This is a genomic window from Desulfobaccales bacterium, assembly GCA_041648175.1.
Classification (GTDB): Bacteria; Desulfobacterota; Desulfobaccia; order Desulfobaccales; family 0-14-0-80-60-11; genus 0-14-0-80-60-11.
In genome coordinates, this window is record JBAZPO010000002.1 from 326535 (window position 1) to 344084 (window position 17550).

Below are 17550 nucleotides of genomic sequence, written 5' to 3' on the forward strand. Positions count from 1 at the left end.
ATGGACGACGCTGATCTTCCACCCAAATGTTTACAAAAAGCGCAATTAGGTTATCTTGGCATGCTGTTGTCCTTGGCTTTGATCTTCGGCGTCTGTCTGGCGCCTGGCACTGCCTTAGCCATCAAGGTGCATTTGAGCCAAGTGGATAAAACTGATTTTCCCGCCATACGATTGTTCGCGGATATAGAGGACCAATCCCGTAAGCCAGCCAAGGACATGAGCAAATCAGATTTTCAGGTTTATGAAAATAAAAAGTTAGTTGAAATCCTCGACTTTGCTGATCCTTCTCTGGCCGGTCCCATGACCACGGTGTTGGTGGTGGATTGCAGCGGCAGCATGAACTCGGCCGGGAAGATGCCGGCATTAAAGCTCGCGGCCGCCAATTACACCCGCTACATAAAAAAATCCGATCGCCTCGGCATCATAGCCTTTGCCGATACCGTTCAAAAATTACAGACCTTGACGGACGATAAGGATGCGTTGATTCGGGCCTTGCAATCCTTAACTCCCAATGGAAAAACGGCTTTCTATGACGCGGTTTATGAAGCCACCAAAATGATCAGTAAGGTCAAGGGAAGGAAACTGGTCCTGGCCATCACCGACGGTATGGACAATAGCAGCAGCAAAACCCATGACAAGGTGGTGGAATTAAGCAGAAAATTCGGTGTGCCCGTTTATGCTATAGGCCTGGGCCAAAAAGAGAGCAGTTTATCCAATGAAACAGGCATCAATGAAGAGGCGTTGCGCCGTTTGGCGGAGGAAACCGGAGGCCTTTACTACTTCGCCCCTGCGGCGGAGGAGCTTCTGGGCATTTATGAGCATCTGTCACGGCAATTTCATGGGGGCTACGAACTCACCTATAACAGCCCTAATGTCATGCGTGACGGCACCACCCGAGAGGTGGAGCTGACCGCCACGGTTCAAGGGACCTCGGCCACTGGCAGAAATTCCTATTATATCCCCGGCATCATGGTCGTCGTCTTTGACCCCGTGCTTTTTTGCGCTTTCCTGTTGTTGTTGCTGGCCCTGGCCTATGCACCGGCTTGGCGCGCCCGGAGTCGGCGCCAGCCAATTGCGATCCTTTCGGAGGCTATAAAAGAACCTGGCCCTCGGAGAGAGATAGAAAATAATATCCGAACCATCAAGGATAAGGTGCCGTCAACTGCTTCGCCGCGCGTGGAACCGAAGAGCTTAGACCGTCAGCCGGACGCCCCGCCGCCCCCAGTCAGCGGTTTCTCCCTGCAGCCTCTGGGTCAAGCCCTCCCTCGCCAAACTTACTCGCTGCGGAAGGGCGATAACTTCATTGGCTCCGCCCCGGGGAATCACCTCATGGCCGCCCATCCCTCGGTGTCGGCCCGGCATGCCAATATCTGTTGGGAAGGTGACCAGTTTGTGATATACGATCTGCAGAGTCAGCAGGGCACCTTTGTCAGTCTATCCAGTGACTTAGGGATGACCATGAAGATTGATAGGAATCCCTTAAGACCGGGAGCGGTGGTAAAATTGGGGGAGGTCTTGTTTCGCTTCATCGACAAACCACTATGATGACCTTCAGATAACCATCAGGCATAGGAGAAAACCATTACAGTCATAAAGCTTGTTGTACTGATGCTCGGGATAGTCGAGCTGGGGTGCGGTCTAAGCTAAACCTGGCGCCCAGAGGAACAAAGTCACGCCGGGTGTTTCGGCGCAGCCTCGGAGGCAAGCGAGAACACCCCAACCGAGTTGCCGCAGGCTTAGGTTCTCCTCAGATCGGCGGGCGCAGGGCTAATTCTTTCCGGGCAAAACCCTGCTTACCGGTGTCGGAAGTCCCTGGCCCGATTGTTGCAAGAGTTCCTCGTTAGGAGCGGCAGGGTCTGGAAGTGAGATAATATCTGCATTCTTAATCAATTAATCGAGAGATAATTATTATGGCCTATGAAGCTCCGATCTGCCGAACTAATCCGGGGTGCATCGTATTACTGATTGACCAGTCGGGCTCCATGGCCGATACCTGGGGCGCTACCACAGGACAAACCAAGGACAAAGGGGTGGCCACCGCCATCAATCGGCTGTTGCATAACCTTGTTCTGAAATGTTGCACAGATGATGGAGTCCGGAGTTACTACGACATCGGTGTTATTGCTTATCACGATCCCTTGAAAGGTGGCATAAGCGTAGAATCGGCGTTCGGCGGGCCATTGGCGGGACGCGATCTGGTGTCCATAGTCGAAGTGGCGGAGAACCCACTGAGGTTGGAAGAGAGGGTTAAGGAGGAGGTTAACGAGACCGGCGAAGTAATTAAAAAGAAGGTCAAATTCCCTATATGGATCGAACTGCATCCCGATGGAGGTAGGCCTCTGAGTGCAGCGCTGCGGCATGCCTATGTGATATTGGCTGACTGGGTCCGGAGACACCCAGACTCCTACCCGCCGCTGGTTATCAATATTACCGACGGTGAAGCCACCGACGGAGATCCCTTGATTGATGCCCAGAGGCTTATGGATCTGAAAACCATTGATGGCCATGTATTGTTATTTCATTGCATGATTTCAGCGAGACCCGGACAGGTTTTTTTCCCTGCTCATGAAGATGAACTTCCCAATGATCGATGCTCCCGGTTACTTTTTAAGGTTGCCAGTGAGCTGCCTCCCATTATATTGGCAGAGATGAAGAGAGAATTCTCTGTCCAAGAAGGTGCTCGTGGTTTTGTTGCCGATTTGGTGGATGTGATTCGCTTTTTGGCGATCGGCACCAGAGTGGAATATCGTTAAGCTTATGCAAGATGAGTTAAGAGCTGTCATATCTTTTTCTCCAGATTTTCATCAATTGGAAGAGGGATATAAGGAAACATTTAGATCTCACAGGCTCGGATAATGATACCGGAGCCGCTGGCTGACTCATGGGAAAAAAGAGACACCAAATAACCTATTCCAAGAGGAGGTTAAGATTATGGCCTATGAAGCGCAGGTGAGCCGGGACAACCCCACGTGCATGCTATTTCTCATCGACCAGTCGGGCTCCATGGCCGATACTTGGGGGGCTACCCAAGGACAAACCAAGGATAAAGGAGTGGCCACCGCCATCAACCGGATGTTGCATAACCTTGGCCTGAAATGTGCCAAAGATGAGGGGATCCGGTATTATTTCGACGTCGGCGTCATTTACTACAAGGAGCCCCGGGGCATGGGCGCCCAGGTGGGACCTGCCTTCGATGGCACACTATCGGGGCGCGATCTGGTGCCCATAGTCGAAGTGGCGGAGAGCCCACTGAGGGTGGAAGAGAGGGTTAAGGAGGAGGTTGACGATACCGGTGAAATAATTAAGAAGAAGGTCAAATTTCCCATCTGGTTTGAGCCCATGGCGGATGGGGGCACCCCCATGTGTGCAGCCCTTCGCCACGCCCATGAAATTTTAGAGAACTGGCTCAGTAACCACCAGGACTCCTTTCCCCCAATTGTTATCAACATAACCGACGGCGAGGCCACTGACGGCAACCCTTTGGCCGACGGTCAGAGAATTATGAACCTGAAAACCAATGACGGCAATGTGCTCCTCTACAATATCCATATTTCATCAAGGGCAGGGCAGGTCTGTTTCCCGGCTGAAGAAAGCGAACTGCCTCGAGATCAATACGCCCTAATGCTCTTTAATATGTCCAGCGAACTGCCGCCCAAGGTCTTGGACCAGGCCAAGAAGGATTTTTCATTGCGAGACGGCGCCCGGGGATTTGTCTTTAATGCCGATATGGTTGACCTGATCCGTTTTCTGGACATCGGCACCAGAGTTGATTTCCGCTAATCCTAAGTAAAGGTGCCATAGAGGGGAAGCGGTGCGTCTGACCTGGAAGATTTTTTGGATCCACAAGGCGGGCAACTCGCCGGAGGATTACGAGGATGCCTATGGGTTCAATGCCCAGGGCAGGAGCTTCGCTATTGCCGATGGTGCCTCCGAAGCCTCCTTTGCAGGAATATGGGCCCGCCGCCTGGTGGAAGGGTTCACCGCATCCCCCTTTTTTTGCCACGGTTGTAGTTACCAATCGTTGCAGCGCCGCCTACGACCAATGCAAGAAGCCTGGCATCGGGCTATTAATTGGGAGGAGTTGCCTTTTTATGCGGAGGAGAAAGCCCAAGCAGGGGCGTATGCAGCTTTTTTGGGGTTACAGTTCGATCCCTCCCTTAAGGACTCTGGCCCCCCCATCGTTGGTGGGTGGCACGCTATGGCCGTAGGGGACTGCTGCCTTTTCCAGGTACGCGACAACACCATAGTGGAAAGCTTTCCTTTGCAACAACCGAATGCTTTTAACAACTCCCCGGCGCTGTTGAGTAGTCTCCCGCAAAAGAACCAGCGGCTCTGGGAAGAGAGTCGAGTGATCTTCTACCAACAAGGCTGTGCTGGCCGCATTTGGGTAAACGATCTCTTTATCTTGACCACTGATGCCCTGGGAGAGTGGTTTCTGCGTCAAAGTGAAACCGTCGATCATTGTGATAGTAAAGACCGCCACCCACCTTGGCGGATCCTTAACGACCTGAGCAGTCCAGGACAATTCGAGGAATTAGTGCAAGAATTACGCCGGCAAAAATTATTGCGCAATGATGACACCACCCTGATCATCATCAAGGTTTTGCTGGAAGAATCTCTCGAGGATACCTAAGATGGCCTACCCGGTGGCATCCGATTACTGCGAGGAATTGCAGAATCCTAAATTCTGCCTGAAAGACGGGACCTTGCATAATTGTGCGGTCACCACCAACCAGCTGGGGCTGCCGCGTCTGATTACCGGCAATGTGGCGGCAGTCTGCCGGCTGCAGTGCGGCCGCAAGAGTTGGGCCATCCGCTGTTTTTGTAGGGAAGTTCCTGATATAAAAGAACATTACCGCATAATTGGCGATTACTTAAAAAATAACCGCCTCCCGGAATTTGTTGATTTTGAGTATCAGGTTGAGGGTATCAAGGTTAAGGGAAGCCGGTATCCCATAATCAAGATGGAATGGGTAGAAGGGGACCCTCTCCATGTGTATGTCGGGAACCACTTGCGAAAGCCCAAGATCTTAGCTGGATTAGCGGAGCAATGCCGCCAGGTGGTTGCAGCCATGAGATCCCATAAAATGGCTCACGGCGATCTGCAACACGGCAATATTATGGTCACCCAGGGCGGCAAGATCAAATTGGTGGACTATGACGGTATGTATGTCCATAAACACAAGCATAAAAAAAGCCTGGAGCAGGGCCATCCCAATTATCAGCATCCCCAACGCAGCGGTAACTATTTTAATGAGAATCTCGACAACTTTTCCGCCATCCTCATATATTTATCGCTTCTGGCCCTGGCCCAGGAGCCGCGCTTATGGAAAGAGTTCCATAATGAAGACAATCTAATTCTGACCAGCAATGACCTTAAAAATCCCAAGTATTCCCGGGCGATGGCTAGGCTCAAAAATAGTGCCCAGGCCAAAGTTCGGCATTTAGTCGGTGTACTGGAAGAATGTTGTTTGAAACCCATCTCAATGGTACCGGATTTGGAGGCTGCGCTGGCCCAACCTTCCTCCCTGGCTGCGCCTCTACCGGTATCAGGTCCATCAGCCTTGCCGGCCCACATCCCCATCCAGCCGCCTACGCCACTCCATCTGCCGCCACCAGTGGTCACTCCATCTGCGCCGATGGCCTCGGTCGCGGTGCAACAACTCAGAAAAGCCGCGATTTGCGCTTCAGCTGTTTCTCTAACTTCAGGTGTGGTGCTTTTCAGTTTTATCGAAAATTTCAGCTATATATTGCTGGTCCCCTTGGGGCTCCTCACAGGACTATCAATTCTGGCTTGGTGGGAACCTTCCTTACATTTTCTTGCTCAAAAGGGAGTCAATCGTAAAAACACCATATTAACTGCGGCGAAAATCATGGCCCTACCGGGCGTCTTATTGGCAGTCTTGTCAGTGGTGCACGGGAGAGTTTACGCGCCTCCCAGCTTTGTGACCACGGTACCCCGGCCTGCCCCAATCACAACGCTGAAGCCTACTGTGCCCCCCCCCAGTCCCGCGCCACCTGTGGTGGTGCCGCCACCAGTGCAGCCAACGCCTCCCCTAGGCCCAACTATCCCTCCATCCCAGTTGGAGGGCCCTGTCGCCGAGCCGCCGTCAGCCCCTAAACCTCCGGCGACCCGGCGTGCCCCACGCCGACCCCCAAAGGCCACCAAGCATCTGGCCCAGCCTGTGGCTCCTTCCCCGTCCCCGCCAGCGCCGCAGGCCCCGGTGCCGCCGGCCGACCCCAGAAAACTACAATTTAAATTCGGGCGACCCGAGGTGATCCAGATTAAACCACCACCATAACTCAACCGGAGGGAAAGAAGATGTGCAAGAAGTTGACGGCGATATGTATCCTTGTAGTCTTTAGCGTGTACTCGGTGGGCTGCGCCACCACCAATCCGGATGGCACAGCCTCGCCGGGCCGCTCCACTGTCGGTGGTGCCGTAGCGGGGGCGTTGGCGGGGGCCGCCTTGGGCGCCCTCGCTGGCCTGATCCCCGGTGGCAATCTTGCCGCCAATGTGGCCCGCGGAGCCATCATTGGGGCCGGAGCTGGACTGGTGGCCGGAGCCGTTGCCGGTTTTGCCTATGGCAAGTACCAGGAGCAGCTTCATCGTGACCGGCAGGCCGCGGAGGCATACCACCAGTATAATACTGACCAGGGTGAAAAAGTAATCATTGAGGCCGTCGAGGTGCAGCCGGACAGCTCATCCCCGGGTGACAGCGTGGCTATGAATTCCGTCTTCAGCGTCCTCACCGGCAGCATGGACCCGGTACCTGTTGAAATCACCCAAATAGTCATGGTGGGGGATAAGATTTGCGGCCAGCCCTTTTGCCTTAAGCAAGAGAGAGTTAGTGGCACTTACAAGTTTTCCGTGCCCATGCAAATCCCTGCCAACGCACCGGATGGCAAGTATAAGTTAATGACAGCCGTCAAGACATCCAAGTCAAATGACCAGAAACTTTGTGAATTTTTGGTGGCCAAGAAGGCATCCCCCGAAGAAAAACCGGGACCAGAAGTTCAACCACCCACCACTGACAAAGAAGCTCGACTGCCCCGTCCTACTGCAGGAGGGACAAGCTAAAGAAGAACTTTCCTTGATATGGGAAAGCTGGCGGCAGTGGGGACATGTTTCTCGGCTCGATGCATCTGCGCGATATCTCGTGGGTCTGGAGGGCAGGCATAGTAAAGCGGGAAAAGTAAGACAACTTTTGGTACGTACTTTTATTTCTTTTAGAAAAGAAGCAAGTACTGGAGAAACCTGAATCGAGGCCACCATGCCGGCTTCTCAATGATATTAGGATAGATGAATTGCTGGGATAGCAGACGCAGGAGCCGATGAGGCCGAAAGTGGGTCTACGGGTTTGTCTAAGCCCAAGATATCTGGGGAAAGTCAGGATTGGGCCAGAGCAAAAGCCCCGTACGTCATTATCTGCACGTAATCCTTGAAATTCCGAGGGTACATAATGCCATACAAATTTAAGTTAGAGGCTGCGCCTTACCACCTTCACAAAGCAGGCAACGCCCCTAAAGAATATGAAGATGCCTGGTTCTGCGATCCTGAAGGCATGCGCTTCGCCATCGCCGACGGAGCTGCCGAATCTTCCTTTGCCAAACAGTGGGCTGACATCCTGGTGAAGGCCTTTGCTCAAGCGTACGAATCCCTTCCACCCATATCGGATCCCAAACCAAAAGCTCAGGACTCAGAGAGGCGCTTGGAAAGTAGCGGTGTGGGTGCCATCCCATCATTTCATCAAACACGAGACCCGAAAGAAGTCGAGGAATGCTCAAAACAAATTCTTCAAACAAAAGACCCAAAGGAATTTGAAAAGTATTTTAAAAAACTTAAGAAATGTGTGGAAGAGGCCACCCTATCATTTGATCATAGTCAAGACGCAACGGAATCTATAAAGCATTATCAAGAACAAGACGACACTCTAGCATTTGAGGAATGGTTACTCCCACTGCAGCCAATATGGCATGCATCTATTCATTGGGACAAATTGCCTTATTATGCCTATGATAAGGCGCAGGAGGGGGCTTTTACTACCTTCTTAGGTCTTCGGCTCTTCCACACCGGGAATGCTATGGTAGGCTCGTGGGAGGCTTGGGCGGTGGGCGACTGCTGCCTCTTTCACGTGAGACAAGAACAGGTAATCGCCAAGTTTCCCATGAAGGCGTCGGAGGACTTCGGCAACTCTCCCTACCTCATATGCAGCCACCCACAACAAAAGCTGAATTTACTTGAAAAAATGGAGACTTACAGGGGAAGTTTTTCGGTAAATGACACCTTTTTCCTGACCACAGACGCCTTGGGCCAATGGTTTTTGCAGGAGTGCGAAGCTGAAAGGGAGCCCTGGTCAAAACTTCTAGCGATCACCAATGAATCAAATTTTGTAGAGTTCGTCACTAACCTGCGCAGGGATGGAACTATCCGCAATGACGATACCACTCTGATCATCATCCAGGTCAAGAAAAAATCGGCCGAGGACGCGTAAGATGGCCTACCCGCTGCCATCCGATTACTGTGAAGAATTACAGAATCCGAAATTATGTCTGAAAGATGGCACCTTGCATAATTGTGCGGTTACCACCAACTCACTGGGACTACCGCGTCTGATTACCGGCAATGTGGCGGCAGTCTGCCGGCTGCAGTGCGGCCGGCAGAGCTGGGCTATACGCTGTTTTTGTAGGGAAGTTCCTGACATAAAAGAACATTACCGTATAATTGGTGATTACTTAAAAAATAATCGACTCCCGGAATTTGTTGATTTTGAGTATCAGGCTGAGGGTATCAAAGTTAGAGGAAGCCGGTATCCCATAATCAAGATGGAATGGGTGGAAGGAGACCCCCTCCATGTGTATATCGGGAACCACTTGCGAAAGCCCAAGATCTTAGCTGAATTAGCGGAGCAATGCCGCCAGGTGGTTGCAGCCATGAGGTCCCATAAAATGGCTCACGGCGATCTACAACACGGCAATATTTTGGTCACCCAAGGCGGCAAGATCAAATTAGTGGACTATGACGGTATGTATGTCCATAAACACAAGAATAAAAAGTGCCTGGAGCGGGGCCATCCCAATTATCAGCATCCCCAGCGCAGCGGTTACTTTTATAATGAGAATCTCGACAACTTTTCCGCCATCCTCATATATTTATCGCTTCTGGCCCTGGGTCGGGAGCCACGCTTATGGAAAGAGTTCCATAATGAAGACAATCTGATCCTGGTGGATAAAGATTTAAAAAACCCTTCCCTATCCCGAGTCTTCACCAGATTGAAAAACAATCCCAACGAGCAGGTGAAGTATCTGGCGGGTTGTTTAGAAAAATTTTGTCAGGTTCCTCTGGCCAAGGTGCCGGATCTAGAGAGCGTGCTGGTCTCCGCCCCTGGAGTTGCGGCCAGACCGGTAAGACCTGCGGCTACTGCCTCTCCTCCATCCAGAAGGCCCAAACCGCCAGTGGACCGCTGGTGGGAGACCCATACCCCAACTCCTCCGGGTAGGCCATCCCCATCCGGTTCGTCATCCTCTTCACAGTCAACCGCGACCGGCCCTGTCGGCACTGCTAAAATATCCTGGTGGACCCAGACAGAGACCATCAAGGATCCCCTAGTCACTCCCAAATCCGGTACATCGAGTTCAAAGGCCCAACCTTTGGCGCTGTTGAGTAATATCCAACCTAACCAGGCAGTAAAGGGATTATTTGCGGGAACTTTTGCGATAGTTTTCTTAGCCTCCTTTGTTATCAACGAAATCCACTGGAAGGTCCTCTCTTGGCTAGCCGCCTGGACCTATATCATGGCCATGAAAGATTACTCGCTACATTTCCTCTCTAAAGAAGGGGTAAACCTCAGAAACCTTGCAATTGCTCTGACAAGATTGCTTGCTCCGTCACTGTTATTTATCGGCTTCATTTATTTCGTATCAACTCATGTTGTTCAATATCTCCAGCAAGAGGCTATGAAACCAAAGCCTCGGGCCCATTCAACGTTTGTGCCGCCTAGCTCCATAATCCCGCCGCCGACGCAACGGATTTCGCCATCCATACCGCCAACCCTGCCACCGGTGACCATTAAGCCCCCACCACCGTGGGTCATCGTACAACCTCATTCTGTTTTGCCACCTCCGAAAACGGTAAAGATTGCGCCCCGTCAGAAGCCCAAGTCTGAAACGCAGCAGGCCCAAAAGCCGCCACCCGCTGAGCCCCGTCCTTCGTCCCGGCCTTATACCAAGAAACCCGGAGGACCTAAGCAATGGGAATGATCCCCTCCAAACCGGTCTGCTGGCTATTAGTTTTCTGTTTGGGATCCCTGTTCGCCTGCTCCAAGCGCACTGCCAAGGAAACCCCGATTCCCTCTCCTGAAGCAGCCCTAAAAAGCCCCACCACGGCTGAAACGCCATCCTCGGCCCTGGCGCAATCTTTTCCCCCAGGTGACTCACCGCCCCCTTCCCTGTGGAAATCGAGCATGCGGGCCAAACGAGCCAAACGCAAGACCGTCAGACAGTCGCCCCCAGCCTCCCAATATTCGGCAACGGCCGAGGCATTACGGGTCAAGGGAGAGGAGGACTTCACTAGGGGAAAGTACTTCGAATCATTAAAAACTATGGCAGAAGCCTATCGGTTGCAGCCCAACAACCAGGCCACCCTGGTGTTGGCCGGTAAGGCCCTGGCCAAGATTGGCGAAGGCGAGAAGGCCCGACAAGTATTGAAGAAGGCGGTCCTGCTGAACCCGGTTAGCGAAGATGCTAACACAGCTCGGGAATGGTTGAAGCGCCTGGATCACCCGTTGGAGATCTCCATCCTGCCTTACAACGTTGCGCCGGCTACAGGCCATTCCATCAGCTTACTGGCGCTGGGACAATTACGAGGAGTACTCTCCGCCACCAAACTTTACCGCATCGTCAACTATGGGGCGTGGGCTAAAAATGCGGACCTGTCGGATCCGGAAGAGGCCTGTGAAGCCGCGGCAAACCAAGTAAAAATCATCATTTATATGGGTACCTATTACGAGCCGTTCAAGGCAATAACCTTTGATAGCCCTCCATTTTCATCCAACTCCTGCCGTGTGGAACTACATCTGTTTCATGCAAGAAGCGGCCAATTGATCCAAAGGATCCAGGAATCAAGCACATGGAATATTACCAGGAGCACCTTGGCAGACCAGCTGAAAACCATGTTATTGAAAGCATCCCTGGCAGTTCATGATGCCTTATTATAAATGATAACCAAGGAGTGAAGTTATGAACAGCAATGCAATGATTAAGGGATATTTCTCACATTTCAAGGACCGCAGGTTATTACTTGCCGATGTCTATTTATCTTTAATGTTAATATTATTGATTTTTATCATGCTCTTGGCCCCGGTTACCCTCCAAGCGCAAGTCCAAGGTGTGGTTTCCCCAGAACTCCAAGCCTTAATTCTGGCAGAAGACTGGCCCCAGGTCCTCCAACAAATAAATGCAGAGAAAGGTCCCTCTCCGATCCTGCGTCTCATTAAAGGTCATGCCTGCCTCGCCTTGAATAAGAACAATGAGTCACTCTGCTTATTTTTAAGCACGGCAGGTGATTCGGATCTCCAGAAATGGCAGGAATGGGCCGAGAACTTTGCCACGAGGAATAGGCAGGTGGCAGTGGCCCACTATCTACGAGGCGACGCCCTGGCTCGCCGTCAGCAGCGAGATCCAGCCCTCAGCGCCTTTAATGCTGCATTGCAGCTTAACCCGCACCACGCCTTGTCTTTGAACGCCCGAGGTATTCTTTTGGCTTCCCAAGGGAGATTTGACGACGCCATTCAGGATTTCAGCACGGCAGTCTCCGCCCAGCCCGCTCTGGCTGACGCCTACGCCAGTTTCGGCTCCATGTGGGTCCAAAAGAAGGATGGGGTTTTCGGGGCTTTAAAGGCTTACGATCAAGCCCTGTCCCTCTCTCCAGAATTTGCCGTGGCGCTTTACGGCCGAGGTTGTGTCCTCACCTTGCTGGGGCAGTGGAAGGATTCGGAAAGGGACTTGAGGAATGCTCTGAAGTCTGATTGTCTGCGGAAAACTATCGCCCAGAATATCGGACATATGCTGGAGCTCATTAAGGAACAACAGGACAAGAATCTGAAGCTGGCGGGTGGAAGAATCCCAGCAACAGAGATCGAAAAAAAGTTTTTATCCAATTGCCAGGCCATCAAAGAGGGCAATTTCGGCTCATGGGGCGGGCCGCTGAATCAAAATATCCAGTTGATGCGGGATAACCCCTATCTGCGGGGGATCTGGAGCAACCAGATGAAGCAGATTAGCCCGGAAGTAAATAAGAGCCTTAGGTCCACCATGATCCAACGGGAGCGCTCGATTGGTGATTGGTATAGCAACGTGGCTGATATCACCACCAAAGCTTTTGTTTCAGGCGGCAGTAAAAATGTGCAGGTGGGTGGAGAAATCGCCGTGGGCGCCAAGAATTTGGCGGACTATAGGATGAAGACCGGGGACGCTCGGGTGTGGCGGGACGCCTTAGGCCGACTCCCTGAGGTCGACTTCAAGTCACCCGGGGGATTTGCTGCCACCCTGGCTCAGGCCAACTGGGATCAAACCGATTGGCCCTTCTTCCCACTGTACGGCCTGAATTATCAGGGGGTGAAATAGCCTGGTGCCGGGTTAGCCTACCCGGCTGCCTGCAACCTCCATTAAATCACGGAGGAAATACGGTGAGAAAAATACTCTTAGGAATATTGGCATTCTATTGCTTAAGTTACCCGGATTACATCATGGCCGGGCCGTTTGTCGCTTATTCCCTGAAGGAGGCGGAAAGACGCATCACCGTCTCCGGCAAGACAGATCAGGACGTCGTGAATCTTGGCGGCATTACCGACTTGGCCGGCATGGTGTACTACCCCGATCATCATGAATTGATCATTGTCGGTAAGATCAATGATGGTAAGCCTCCCCTCCATCTGGATGATTTGGTGGTGGCCATGCGGGCCTTGTTTATCCACAAAAAATACCCTCTAGTCAGCATTGACCGCACTCCGGAGACCGCCCAGACCAAGAAACAAGTAGTCACATTTGAAGGGGGCCTGGAAAACACTGTCCTCGGCAAAGACATGCTGGAAGCCGACGTTGTCTTAAAAAAATTGGCCCTGGGCAAAGTTACTTCCCCCTTGAGTGAAGTGCCTTCCTATCTATCCCTATCGGTTAAGGACGCAGAAGGGGGAATCAAAGAGGATCATGTCAACAGCCGCTTCTGGTTTTTCCCCGTCAATCCCGCGCTGGCCGTACGAGAAGGGGTTTTTGCCATCATGAATTTCGGGGTAGGCGTGGAAACGGAAGTGGTCTATGCGGAGACAAAGGGGAAGAAGGCTAAGAAATTAGCGGACATTAGAGATAAAGTCGGCGAAGAATTCGCTCAAAAGGTGGCGGCCCATATCAATAATCTTGGTGGCCATTACCCCATTTTGGCCCGGGTGCGGCCCATCATCGCCATGGTAGCGCTGGCTGAGGGGGTCAGAAATATTAAGGCCGAATCGGCGTTGAATTTCTGGCTGACCGCCTATGAGATCCCCCGAGTGGATACCCCCCAATATTATGAACTACTCCAGATGTCCCAGCAGCTCCCCCACAATCAGCTTACCTTGATTCTCAGCGGCGGTATGGTGGTCAATCCTCTGGTGGTACGGTTGGAAGCCGGGGACGTCACGGCCCTGAAAGAGGCGGTTTTAAATTCCCGTCCTGCGGGCAATGCCTTGACCTGGCATCCTCCTCTGGAAGGGTGGCAGCTGCCCGGAACGGAACAAATCGCCCCCATGCCTGGGACCGCCAGCGCGCAGTCGGAAAAAGGCGGCTTCACCTTAGACCGGATTATCATTGATAGTGACCGCAGCGTAACTTTCAGTCACCATGCCGTTTATTCCACGCCGCTCTCCTTATCCTCCGTGCCGGTCCCCAGGTTTGAGATCTATGACCGGATTATGCCCGTTGGCGGTGTCCAAATAGCTCCTAAACCTCAAAAGAAGGGCTCCGGTGGCAAGGAATTAGAGGACAAGGTCATGAAATCCCGCCCTACCTCGGGAAGTCGTTCCTGGGAAGTGCCGGACTAGGAGAATCTTTCATGAAGAAATGGCTCGGAGTCCTCGCTCTAATGGCCGCGGTTGGGACCTGGACAAGTCACCTATCCACCGCTGACCAGAATAAAAGCGGTGTCCAGGCCGTCAAGAAGAAAGCGGTATCTTTGAAGGCGCTACAAGAAGAATTGTCGCGATATCATTACCGGAAGGCCTACCCCCCGGAGCTGCTCCAACTCGATGGATTGAAGAAAATTATCGGCTATGTGGTGGATGAGACAAACCACGACCTCATCATCATCGGCAACACCGACCCTCAACTGCCATCCCTGCATCTGGACGACTTGGTGGTAGCCCTGAGGAACGCTTTTTATAAATACGCCCGAAAGGAGGGAAAAATATTTTATTATAGTTTTCCTGGGTGTTCCATCGATCCCTTCCCCGAGACTCTAACAAAGATTATGGAGCTCAAAGAGCAACAGCTCTCTTGCGCTCCCTTAGAAGAGATGAAAGCCTGGATGGAAAGATATATCCGTGTCTGGAAGTCGCCTCAGGAGGTGCGGGTCATGGGCGTCCCCTTTAGCTCGCGCTTCGCCTGGGTCATGGTAAGTGCCGATTACGAAATGAAAAGATTAACGGATGATGCCGAATCTCTTCAAATACCAGGGTTAATCAATATTAGTAGCATGGTTTTGGAAATGCAAAAGAAACAATCTCAAACCAAAGACTCATCTATGCCCTTGTCGTTTATAAGCCGCTTCTGGTTTTACCCCGGCGAAAACCACTATCGAGAAGATAGGGGGATTGAAATCATCGAACGCTGCACGGTGAAACTCCTCACTGAAGAAGAGCACTTGGCGCAGGCTGGGCAGAGGGTGGGCACCGGCCACGCACACCCCTTGGCCCGGGAGTTCGCCCAGCGGTTTACGGACCGGTATCGTCAGATTGCGCAACGATGCCCTATTTTTGCAGAATTGGAGAATTTATTTCGTTTCCAAACATTGGCTCAGATAATGAAATTTAAGGGAGCTCCGGAAGAGGCTGGTTTAAGTCTGAATTATTTCTTGGAGACCTATCCGGTATTCACAGTTGAAGTGAGTTCCACCTTGCCGGGCACTGCCAGTTTTATGGAATATCGAGAACGCCGCCCTGTAGCCGGCGGATATGAAATTCACGGGACTTTCTTTACCAGTTGCGGGGGCGTGGGCATGGAAATCAAGGTAGCTCAGGACAGCTTCTCTCAAGACCTTGCCGGCCGGCTAGCAGTCATCAGGCAGCAGGTGCTGCGCCTTCGACCCGATCCTCAAACCCTGTCCTGGGAGGTGTTGGCCGAATGGGACGCTATCCTGAACGAAGAAAGCTGACCTTTTGAGTAACGTACATCAGTAACTTTCACAGATTTGTTTCGATTTTGACCCTGTGGGGTAATTGTCGATCTGCTTGGTATTTAGAGGGTAAAGTTCGGCCGAGTTGAGAGGAAAAGGTTCGAAAATAGATGGCCCAGAAATATTTCAGGACAGAATTACAGATCATTGGGAATGGGTACTCAAGTCAACCCCGGTCAACCCTGGCAATTTCTTTCTTAAACCTCTTGAAAGTGAAGGTGAGCCAGGCTAATCCGGCATAATCAAGAAATTGGGCACAGGGAGGAAACCGGAATTAATTGGGCCATTGAAATTTTTTGAAAATACTGTTTTTTGATTTTGTGGTCAACCCGAGAAACCCTAAAACGTGCTCTGGTCCTACATTTTCAAGGAAAATATGCGGGATTGACAGGGAGATGGCGACAAAAATATGAGCGAAAAAACATGCAACATACGGAGGTGGACTCGGGTTTTAGGCCCGATATTTATTCCGAAAATGCAACTGGTCTTAATATTATTGCAATAAATCAATTAGTTGACTATAAATAGAATTTTAGATAAATGGAAATAAATTGATAAAAAATATGAATTATGAAATTAATTTTGTACCGAAAACATGCTTCTTTCCTAACCCGATAGCCTAGGGGGCAAGCCCTACCGAGGGTTCCTGGGACATAAAGTAGGGCATGTCCCCTTGCTTATGACAGAGCAACAGAACTTATTTATCTTCGGCTAACGAAGGAGTAGGGGTAAGGTCCGAGTCCAGGGCTATTGGGAAAATGAACCGCATGTACTCGGGATGCCGCAAGACTTGGTCTATGACATCCTTCCTACTTGTGATGAGAAAACCGCCATCAAAATTGACCAATCCCACACTTAGGGAAGGAAACCTTGGGCAAATAAATATTCTGACCCCAGGTATGTTTTTCGCCCGCTCCTTCCGCCACCGCATCTTATATAGAGTATTATATTGCCGCCGTTTTTCTATGTCCTTATAAGGCATGATCACCTCTCCTTGAAAAGTCGGTTGCGCATTAATAAGGTTCCGTTGCAAAGGCTGCCTCCCCTGACCCCTAACCTTCATCCTGTGCGTTTGCCAAAATTTCTCTATCCACTGATAGAGATGAATCGGAAGGACGGCCATTTAAACGGGCCTCCCTGGCCTTTCTGAGTCGCTCTATCTGGGCCGGGGTCGCCTCCCGTTTTACGGTCCCTGGCCTCCTACCGAATCTATAGGCATATAAGGGGCAAGCCGTTACCAGACAGAGTTCCACCTCTTTGGGACTGCCGCAGCAGCAATCCAGGCATTTCCGCCGAATTGCTTTCATCGGGGTATAAACATGGACTTCGTCGTCACTGATTATACATTTCATGGTTTTTCCTCCTATCAACTCACCAGACATCAACAGGCAGGTGGCAGACTCCACAGGGGGTAACTGCTGCTTGTGCTAAACGTTGCTCTGTCCGTCACCGGGTTAGATTCCGCAAGACGAGGTGGCCGGCCGTCCCCCCACCCTTTGACCTTCAAGGCCTTCAATAACTATCTCGGGGCCGCTGACATCCCCCCCAGCCGCATTGCCTTCTTGCGCATCCAGGATTGTGACCACTGGATTACGACCGGTATGCCGGTCGACGGTTATTAACCCCGCATCCTCAAGTTCCCGAAGAGCACGATATTCTGAGTACCTTGAGACACCAAGATCCTCTACCACTGAACTTGCTAAGGCCACAGTTCCATTTCGTTTAATCCCTGCCAGGAACCAGAGAGCCATCCCCACATGTAGGGCTTGCCCCTTTAATCTGGCAGCCTTTGAGAGCCACGACATGGGGATTGGCCCCTTTAGAAACTTTTCTCCTGGACTCGGTCGCGGTGACTTAGCTTTGGGGAGCCGCCTGACTGCTCGACGGTAAGTGAGTTTTTGGGGGTCGAGTACATCCATTATTTTAAGATCCTATAAGGAGACATATAATAAGATTGTACGGGTGTGCGCCGGCGCACAGGTTATGTTGCATGTACGCACAGGTTGGGTGTGCGTGAGCGCACAGGTTATACAGGGAGACCGACACCCAAGCGGCCGAGTATGCTCCATACCGTCTCCCACATTTTGGTGCCCCGAGGGTCCATATAACGTTCTGGGTACCGGATG

General features: G+C 51.6%; 12 protein-coding genes. All 12 read left to right on the forward strand.

Annotation, left to right across the window (positions count from 1 at the left end):
• The 12 genes from WC600_03535 to WC600_03590 all read left to right on the forward strand — a co-directional run bounded on the left by WC600_03535 (window position 1) and on the right by WC600_03590 (window position 15403).
• Complete coding sequence (locus WC600_03535; GenBank protein ID MFA4901797.1) at window positions 1-1545, forward strand: VWA domain-containing protein; 1545 nt, start codon at window positions 1-3, stop codon at window positions 1543-1545.
• Between the two features lie 365 nt (window positions 1546-1910).
• The gene (locus WC600_03540) at window positions 1911-2753 is read left to right on the forward strand and encodes a vWA domain-containing protein (protein ID MFA4901798.1); all 843 of its coding nucleotides are present in this window, start codon (window positions 1911-1913) and stop codon (window positions 2751-2753) included.
• Window positions 2754-2931: 178 nt separating this feature from the next.
• The gene (locus WC600_03545; GenBank protein ID MFA4901799.1) at window positions 2932-3780 is read left to right on the forward strand and encodes a vWA domain-containing protein; all 849 of its coding nucleotides are present in this window, start codon (window positions 2932-2934) and stop codon (window positions 3778-3780) included.
• Window positions 3781-3811: 31 nt separating this feature from the next.
• Window positions 3812-4633: a hypothetical protein gene (locus WC600_03550; GenBank protein MFA4901800.1), complete on the forward strand. Its 822-nt coding sequence runs from the start codon at window positions 3812-3814 to the stop codon at window positions 4631-4633.
• Between the two features lies 1 nt (window position 4634).
• Window positions 4635-6302 carry an AarF/UbiB family protein gene (locus WC600_03555; protein ID MFA4901801.1) on the forward strand — a complete coding sequence of 556 codons (1668 nt, stop codon included), beginning with the start codon at window positions 4635-4637 and terminating at the stop codon, window positions 6300-6302.
• A 20-nt stretch (window positions 6303-6322) separates the two neighbouring features.
• Window positions 6323-7081, forward strand: a complete 759-nt coding sequence (locus WC600_03560) for a hypothetical protein (GenBank protein MFA4901802.1) — start codon at window positions 6323-6325, stop codon at window positions 7079-7081.
• 382 nt (window positions 7082-7463) lie between these two features.
• Entirely contained in the window at window positions 7464-8495 is a 1032-nt protein-coding gene (locus WC600_03565) for a hypothetical protein (protein ID MFA4901803.1), read from the forward strand.
• A gap of 1 nt (window position 8496) precedes the next feature.
• Window positions 8497-10260: an AarF/UbiB family protein gene (locus WC600_03570; protein ID MFA4901804.1), complete on the forward strand. Its 1764-nt coding sequence runs from the start codon at window positions 8497-8499 to the stop codon at window positions 10258-10260.
• Between the two features lie 203 nt (window positions 10261-10463).
• The gene (locus tag WC600_03575) at window positions 10464-11216 is read left to right on the forward strand and encodes a hypothetical protein (GenBank protein MFA4901805.1); all 753 of its coding nucleotides are present in this window, start codon (window positions 10464-10466) and stop codon (window positions 11214-11216) included.
• 406 nt (window positions 11217-11622) lie between these two features.
• Window positions 11623-12624, forward strand: coding sequence for a tetratricopeptide repeat protein (locus tag WC600_03580; GenBank protein ID MFA4901806.1), 1002 nt, complete (start codon window positions 11623-11625; stop codon window positions 12622-12624).
• 62 nt (window positions 12625-12686) lie between these two features.
• Entirely contained in the window at window positions 12687-14075 is a 1389-nt protein-coding gene (locus tag WC600_03585) for a hypothetical protein (GenBank protein MFA4901807.1), read from the forward strand.
• Between the two features lie 11 nt (window positions 14076-14086).
• Window positions 14087-15403 (forward strand): DUF1598 domain-containing protein, encoded by a 1317-nt coding sequence (locus tag WC600_03590; GenBank protein ID MFA4901808.1) that lies wholly within the window; start codon window positions 14087-14089, stop codon window positions 15401-15403.
• Window positions 15404-17550 lie beyond the last annotated feature (2147 nt).

Coding starts and splice junctions, on each gene's coding strand:
- WC600_03535 (MFA4901797.1), top strand. CDS start 1: ATGGACGACGCTGATCTTCCACCCAAATGTTTACAAAAAGCGCAATTA.
- WC600_03540 (MFA4901798.1), top strand. CDS start 1,911: ATGGCCTATGAAGCTCCGATCTGCCGAACTAATCCGGGGTGCATCGTA.
- WC600_03545 (MFA4901799.1), top strand. CDS start 2,932: ATGGCCTATGAAGCGCAGGTGAGCCGGGACAACCCCACGTGCATGCTA.
- WC600_03555 (MFA4901801.1), top strand. CDS start 4,635: ATGGCCTACCCGGTGGCATCCGATTACTGCGAGGAATTGCAGAATCCT.
- WC600_03560 (MFA4901802.1), top strand. CDS start 6,323: ATGTGCAAGAAGTTGACGGCGATATGTATCCTTGTAGTCTTTAGCGTG.
- WC600_03565 (MFA4901803.1), top strand. CDS start 7,464: ATGCCATACAAATTTAAGTTAGAGGCTGCGCCTTACCACCTTCACAAA.
- WC600_03570 (MFA4901804.1), top strand. CDS start 8,497: ATGGCCTACCCGCTGCCATCCGATTACTGTGAAGAATTACAGAATCCG.
- WC600_03575 (MFA4901805.1), top strand. CDS start 10,464: ATGCGGGCCAAACGAGCCAAACGCAAGACCGTCAGACAGTCGCCCCCA.
- WC600_03590 (MFA4901808.1), top strand. CDS start 14,087: ATGAAGAAATGGCTCGGAGTCCTCGCTCTAATGGCCGCGGTTGGGACC.